The following is a 7,273-nucleotide window of genomic DNA, read 5'->3' as shown; positions in this document are numbered from 1 at the left end:
GGGAAGAATGCCATTGGAGCAAGGGAAATAACTGTTGTAAGTGTACTCATCAAGATTGGACGAAGTCTGTTTCTTGCAGCTTCAACACAAGCTTCCTCAAGCTCATAGCCACGCTTTCTCAAAAGGTTTGTGTAGTCAACAAGAACAATACCGTTGTTAACGATTGTTCCGACTAGAACGAGCATACCCATGATTGTAACAACGCTAAGACGCTGATTGACCATTGCGTAAGTCATCATAACTCCGATGAACGAGAACGGAATTGTAAGAATAACAATGAACGGGTCAATAAGAGACTCAAACTGGCTTGCCATAACAATGAAAACCAATGCCGCGGCAAGAATTATAATTGCGCCGAAGTTAACAACAGCTTCCATCATGTCTTCGTAGTCTCCGCTTATGGAGATTGTTACAGCGTCGTCTTTTGGAATGTTGTCGTTTATAATCTTTAAAAGTCCTGTCTGAACAACATCGAGGGAAACACCGGAAACTGGCTTTGCTGTAACATGGACAATTCTTGACTGATCTTCACGAAGAATCGTAACAGGCGAAAGATTTTCCTCGTAACGTGCAAAGCTTGAAAGAGGAATTCTCTGTCCCATTGAATTCACTACAGAAACCTGGTCAAGGTCTGCAAGTTTTTTCTTGTCTTTTTCTGCAAGGCGGACAATAACGTCAATATCGTCTCCAAGCTTTGTGTAGCGGCTGGCAGTTTTTCCATTGATTGCGGCATTGATTTCAGAGCCTACATTGTAAATGTTCAAGCCAAGCTCGTACATTCTGTCGCGGTCAACTACAATTTCTGCCTGAGGAAGTCCGTCTTCAACATCGCTTGAAACTTCTGTTACAAGTTCAGTCGCCTGCTCTTTAAGAATTTTTTCAACCTGGGCAGCTGTGTTGCGCACAAGATCAAGGTCGTTGCTGCGGATGTCGATGCTCATTTCTCCAGAAGACGCGCTGTTCGAATTTGTTGCAAATGAAAGTGTTGCGCCTGGAATTGTGTTGAAGTATTTTCTAAGCTTGTCTTTTGCAGACTTTTCGTTGTCCCAGCCTTTTTCACGTTCTTTGGCTTCATACAAAGTCCAAGTGATTGCGCCTGTGTTTGTTTCAGAGCTTGCGGAAATTACGCTTGTTCCGCCGACTGTTACAGATGTGTATTTTACGCCGACAAGCTCTTTTTTTCCGATTTCCTCAAGTGTTCTCAAGGTGTCTTCTGTAACTTCAAGTGTTGTTCCCATTGGAAGCTCAACTTCAATTCCAACTGTATTTGAAGCGGATTCCGGCATAAAGATAAAGCCTACGAATTTTACGCTCACTATAGAAAGGACAAAGCAGCATACAAGAACTATGATAAATGTCTTTCTGTGGTGAAGAACAAAGCGGACTCCCTTTGCATATCCGTTGTCGAGGTTCAGGAAGAATTTGTTGAATGCCTGGTTTATTCCGTAGCCGATTCCGCTTTTTCTTTCGTCAACAATCTTGTCGATTTTAAGGTAGCTTGAGCAAAGAACCGGAACAAGGGCAATCGCAACAATCAGCGAGCAAATCAATGAGAAAATAATTGTGTAGGCAAGGCTGTCGAACATCTGTCCCATGATTCCGAGTTTTTTTCTAAAGAGAATCATCGGAAGAAAAACACATACAGATGTCAAAGTTGAAGCGGTTATGGAAGTTACCATTTCCTGGCTTCCGAGAATTGCCGCTACTTTTGGCTTGGCGTCTCTCTGGCGGTAAGCGTAGATGTTTTCAAGAACAACGATTGAGTTGTCTACAAGCATACCGATTCCAAGGAGGAGTCCAGCCATGGAAATCATGTTTATTGTCATGCCTTTAAAGTACATGAGCATGAGTGTTACAAATACTGAAATCGGAATTGAAAGTCCGATGATAAATGTACTTTTTAGAGAGCGCAGGAATATAAACAAAACTGCAACTGCAAGAAGCGCGCCCTGAACAACAGAAGAAACAACTTCATTGATTGTCTGTTCAATAATATCTACTGTGTTTGAAGTTTCTACAAGCTCAACTCCAGCAGGAAGATCCGCCTTGAGCTTTACAATAGCCTTTCTTACATTTTTTGCGGCTGTAACGGAATTTTTTCCACTCTGCTTTTGAATCATAAGCATTACGCAAGGCTTTCCGTCCAAATACGCAAGAGTGCTTTCATCTTTGTAGCCGTCATAGACATCGGCAATGTCGCGGAGCTTTACTGTAATAAGCCTTGAGCTGTCCAAAGAGTCCGCTTTGTAAGTGATTACCGTGTTCTTGAGATCTTCCAAGCTTTTGTATTTTCCGCTTGTTTTGATAGTATAGTTTTTATCGCCTGAAGTGATTGTTCCGCCTGAGCTTTGAACGTTCTGCGCTCCAATCATCTGTGCGATTGTAGAAATTGAAAGTCCGTAGGCTTCAAGTCGGTCTCTAGGAATGTCTACGTTTATAGATTCCTCGCGTCCGCCGATAACGTTTGCAGAAGCAACTCCATCAAGCTGCTCAAGACGCGGCTGGATTGTGTCCTCGGCGATTGTTCTAAGCTCTTCCGGGGTCAAGTCGCCCTGAACTACAATGTTCATAATAGGCATCATGGAAGGGTCAAGCTTAAGTGTAATTGGAGAATCTGCATCTTCTGGCAAATAGCTTCGAACAATATCAATCTTGTCGCGGATTTCTATAGCCGCTGTGTCGAGGTTTGTTCCGTAGTCAAACTCAAGAAATATAATGCTTGCTCCAGACTGCGACTGAGACTGCATTTTCTTAAGTCCGCTAAGTCCAGAAAGTGAGCTTTCCATTGTTCTTGTAAGGCTCTGCTCTACTTCTTCCGGGCCTGCATCATCGTAAGCTGTATAAACGAGCATATACGGCAAGTCCATGTCTGGATACATATCTACCGGCATATCGAATATACAGAAAATACCCAGCGCGACCATTATAAAAAAGATCAGCAGTGTTGTTACTGGTTTATTTACACATTTTTCTGAAAATGTCATATTTTAGTCCTTATTTTCGGTTTTGCTTTCAACTGCTTTTCCAGAAATTGAAAGAATCTTTACTTTGGAACCGTCGCTCAAAAGAGACTGTCCCTTTACAATTATAACGTCTCCTTCTTTAAGACCTTCCTGAATTTCTGTCTTATTGTCTACGGAAAGACCTTCTTTTACAGAAACCATGTTTACGCTGGATTCTGTGTCTTTTGATTTTGCTGTAAATACATAAGGCTTACCGTCGCGGTAAACAATGGCGTCATTTGGAACAACAACTGCTCCTTCGATTGTGTCAGTAATGAGCTTTACGCGGGCGTACATTCCTGCCTTTATTCTTGAGTCGGCTGGCTCTACTTTGAGTTTTGCAAGCATTGTGCGGCTAGTTGTGTCCAAAACAGGCGAAACTTCAAAAACACGAGCCTTGAATTCAACTCCCGGATATGCGTCAAAACTTACAACAGCAGTCTGGTTTTCGCGGATTCTGCTGATAAAGCGTTCTGCTACGTTTACCTTTATCTGAAGCTCGTCTGTGTCGCTGATTTTTGCGATTGAATAGCTTTGAGAAACCATTGTGCCAATTGTTGGCGGAAATGAAGTTACTCTTCCTGAAATAGGAGATTTTACAGGGTTTTCGCTGTAGTTCATTCCAGGACGGCTTGGATCAACGTAGGCTATAATCTGGTCTTTTTTTACAAGGTCGCCTACAGCAACTCTTATGCGTGAGATTTTTCCTGCTGCGTCTGGGTAAACGTCAACTGCGGAAACAGAAGAAACGTCTCCGCCGAATTCCAAGTAGTCGTCAAGGTTTCCGGCCTGAACAATGTCTGCGTTTACAGCATAAATTGTTTCAGCTTCTTCTTCCTTTGCTGTTTTTTCTGATTTTTCCTTGCAGGAAACCAATGCGGATGACAAGATTGCCGCTGCCATCAAGATAAAAGGTAGTTTTGCGCTTGTTTTTTTCATTTTATTTTTCTCCTCCGGTGAGTTTTGTATTAAGAGTTGTTTCCAAGTCAAGCAATGCTGAAATATAGTTGAACTTTTGGTTTGCAAGTCCGAGCTTTGCAGTGTTAAGCTGGTCTTCTGCATCGCGCACATCAAGAAGTTCTCTTGTTCCGTTGCGGTAAGCGCGTACTGTCATGTCGTAAGAACGCTGTGCAAGTGTTATGCTTCTGTTCATGGACTGAATCTGCTCGCGTGCCTGAATCAATGTGTCTACGGATTTGCGGACAGTCATTTTCTGTTTTTCAAGAAGCATTTCTCTGCTTACCTTGAGCTTGTCAAGATTTGCTTGCAAGTCTTTTGCCTGCTGCCTGTTTGACGAGAACGGAAGAATGTTTGTAAGGTTCCATCCGATTGTAAAGCTTATAGAGCCTGAATCTGTCCAATCTCCGCCTGTAGGGAATCCGCCTTTGTCTGCGTCAAGAAAATCAGTGAGCATAGGCTTAAATCCGTAGCTGAGATTGAAAAACGGTGTGTAAGTGCTAAGATTTAAAGCGTCAAGATTGCGCTGAAGCTGCTCAATGTTCTTGTCAATTGACTGAAGGTCTAGGCTGTTGTTTCCGTAGCGTTCAATAAGAGTGTCGTAGTGCAAGTCAACATAAAAAGGCTCAATGCTTCCTTGCAAAACAATGTCTGTTCCAACTGGAAGTCCCAAAAGGAATGCAAAAGTATCAAGCTGCTGGCGGAATTTACGCTCCATCTGGGCTACTTCCGGGCTTTTGTTCTGGTATGTAACTTGCGCCTGGAGCATTGAAAGTTCTGGAACCATTCCGTTTTTAAAGTTCGCTTCTGCCTGAACCATGCGTCTTCTTGAATTTTCAAGAGTTGTTTTCTGCAAGTTTAAATTTTCCTGCTGCAAGAGAAGTCCGTAGAAAAGTTTTTTTACATTTACTTCTGTTTCAACAAGACTTTGCTCATAGCTGATTTTTCCGGCTTCGTAGCCCGCTTTTGCAGCTCTTATCTGCTGAATCATTGCAAGGCTGAAATTCCAGTCAACTGAAAGGCTTGCGATTCCTGTCCATTTCATGCTTTCAGTCTCTTCAATTTCAGGAAGTCCGTGAAGTTTCATCATTGTGTTTGTTCCTGACAAATTTGAAGAAATGTCTGTTGTTCTGTTAAGAGTTCCTGTAGCCTGAACTGTAGGAAGCAAAACATTCCATGCGTTTTTTCCGGCGCGCTCCTTGATTTCAAGGTCAATGTCGGCAGTCTTGAGTGAATGGCTGTGTTCAAGCGCATAGTCCACGGCTTCGTAAATTGTCAGGTTTACAGTTTTTTTGTCAGATTCAGTGTTCTGCACCAAAGCTTCCTGAGCAAAGACAAAAGCTCCAGACATAGCAAGCAAGACTGAAATCTTAAAAAATGTCTTTTTGCTGAAAATCATTTCTTTCCTCCTGAAATATTATTTTCATTATTGTCAATAAAATTAATTCCTTTTTCCATGCAATAAAAAAAGTCCTTTATTGCAGCGTGAACTGATTCCTCTGGAAAATCATGAAGATCATTGTGCAGCAAGAAAAAAATCGGCATATGGAAAATCCATGAGAACATAATCTGCACATCCATCTTTGGAGTTCCAAAATCTGGAATCTGGGTTATAATGTCGGCGTTGAGAATAAAAGACGTAAAGTCAAGCTGCTCGTCTTTGCCAATTGTCTTTTCTCTTTTTTCGTGCATTGCCTTGATTTTAAAATCATCCTTTGAATTTTGGAACGTGAGCCAGCGGCAAACATAAAGCAAGCCTTTTCTCTTTAGGAAAAATTCAATTTCTGTTTCCATAAAAATGTAGACACATTCCGCGCTGTTTTTTGCATAAAGAAGATTCTTCTTAATCACGTGAAATAAATTCAGGCATTCTTCTTTTATGAGAGCTTCGAACATTTCTTTTTTTGAACTGAAATTTGTGTACAGGCTGCTTTTTGCAAGTCCAAGCTCTTTTGCAAGCTCTTCAATTGTGGTTTTTGAAAATCCCACACGGCGCACAACATTTCCGATGGCTATAAAAAACTTGCAAGGCTCTTTTAAAGACTGAATTTCCTTGCTGCAAAGAAGGTCAAGCTGGGAAAGCCTGAGAGCGTCAGTGTCTTTTATGTCATGTCCAAGTCCGCCGGATATAATGAACTTGGAAAGTTTTTCCGCATATTCCTGAATATTTTCATCAGAATCAGGTAGCTTTTTGTTTAGCAGAATAAAGTCTCTTGCGCCTTGGAAAAAAATCATTGTGGCGGAAACAAAAAGAATTTTTTTGTAAACTTCAATGTCTGCAACATTTCCGCAGTTGTCAAAAATGGTTTCTAAATTTAAGTCAGCAATATCGTGCTTCTCTATCTCCATTAAAAAGTTGTCAATGCTGAATTCAAGTGAATTGGAAAGTATAAAGTAAAAATACGATTTTTTCTTGCAAAGAAGAACTATGACTTTTTCAAGGATTGATTCTTCGTTTTTATATTTTCCGCAGCTTTTGATTGTATCGGCAATATCGCTAAGAATCAAAGACTTCATTGCGTTTTCCAAGTCTTCGCGGCTTTTAAAATGTTTGTAAATAGCAGGTTTTGTAATGCCGGCTTTTGCAGCAATTTTTGAAAGTGAAATTCTTTCAAAAAAAAGCATATCGTAAAAAGAGAATGCTGACTGGATGATTTTGTCCCTTGTTGAATTCTGCTTCTTTTCCATACTTGACTATAGCGTTACCGAATAATCGGTAACCAAAATATAAACAACATTTTAACAAAAGTCAATAAGAAACAGAAACGTAATTAGTATTTGGGCTAATTTAGTAGGAGCATTCAATAATTTTGCCGGTTAAAGGATGAGGAAATTTTAAGTAGTCCGCAAAGAACTGCATTTCTTCATTTTGGCTGCAAAACGGATTGTAAAGCTTGTCTCCGCGGACTGGAAGACCAAGCCAAGCTAAATGGCATCTTACTTGGTGACGGTAGCCCTTTTTTATAGAACATTTTGCAAAAAGTTTTTCTGTGTCCAAAATTATTTCCGTTGTGTAAATTTTTTCGCTGCATTTTTTCTGCGCCGCTTTTCCAGAGCCGTTTGTTACAGGGCGGACTTGCTTTGATTTCAAAGAAAAAGGCCTGAACCTTGAAGAAACTGTATATTTTTTTACACTATCTGATTTGTTTTCTATCAGAAATTCAGCTGGAGGAAATCCTTCAATCTGTTTTTCAATTTTCTGGCATTTTGCAGAATATCCTTTTAAAAACTTGCCTTCACGTTGAAAATTTATAAATGCGTTGTAGCATTCTTGTGTTGCGGCAATTAAAAGCAAGCCTTCTGTTTCTGTGTCA

General features: G+C 40.6%; 5 protein-coding genes. All 5 read right to left on the bottom strand.

Translation table 11 applies throughout. From position 1 onward, the window contains the following. Positions 1-2,924 (bottom strand): efflux RND transporter permease subunit (locus tag B4C08_RS05370; protein ID WP_296663776.1); only part of this gene is annotated, 2,924 nt, incomplete at its 3' end. Positions 2,925-2,987: 63 nt separating this feature from the next. Further along, positions 2,988-3,941 (bottom strand): efflux RND transporter periplasmic adaptor subunit, encoded by a 954-nt coding sequence (locus B4C08_RS05365; protein WP_296663774.1) that lies wholly within the window; start codon positions 3,939-3,941, stop codon positions 2,988-2,990. 1 nt (position 3,942) lies between these two features. Then, the gene (locus tag B4C08_RS05360; RefSeq protein ID WP_296663773.1) at positions 3,943-5,358 is read right to left on the bottom strand and encodes a TolC family protein; all 1,416 of its coding nucleotides are present in this window, start codon (positions 5,356-5,358) and stop codon (positions 3,943-3,945) included. Then, the gene (locus B4C08_RS05355) at positions 5,355-6,647 is read right to left on the bottom strand and encodes a TetR/AcrR family transcriptional regulator (protein ID WP_296663771.1); all 1,293 of its coding nucleotides are present in this window, start codon (positions 6,645-6,647) and stop codon (positions 5,355-5,357) included. Before B4C08_RS05355 ends, B4C08_RS05360 begins: the two co-directional genes overlap by 4 nt. A gap of 100 nt (positions 6,648-6,747) precedes the next feature. Beyond that, the coding region (locus B4C08_RS05350; RefSeq protein ID WP_296663769.1) for a pseudouridine synthase at positions 6,748-7,273 on the bottom strand (526 nt) is incomplete at its 5' end.

This window comes from Treponema sp. UBA753 (assembly GCF_002297325.1).
Taxonomy (GTDB): domain Bacteria; phylum Spirochaetota; class Spirochaetia; order Treponematales; family Treponemataceae; genus Treponema_D.
Note: the sequence above shows the minus strand (reverse complement) of the source record. Positions and strands in the feature narration are given on the sequence as shown.

Excerpts from the sequence above, each read along its gene's own strand:
- B4C08_RS05365 (WP_296663774.1), bottom strand. The coding sequence starts at position 3,941 with ATGAAAAAAACAAGCGCAAAACTACCTTTTATCTTGATGGCAGCGGCA.
- B4C08_RS05360 (WP_296663773.1), bottom strand. The coding sequence starts at position 5,358 with ATGATTTTCAGCAAAAAGACATTTTTTAAGATTTCAGTCTTGCTTGCT.
- B4C08_RS05355 (WP_296663771.1), bottom strand. The coding sequence starts at position 6,647 with ATGGAAAAGAAGCAGAATTCAACAAGGGACAAAATCATCCAGTCAGCA.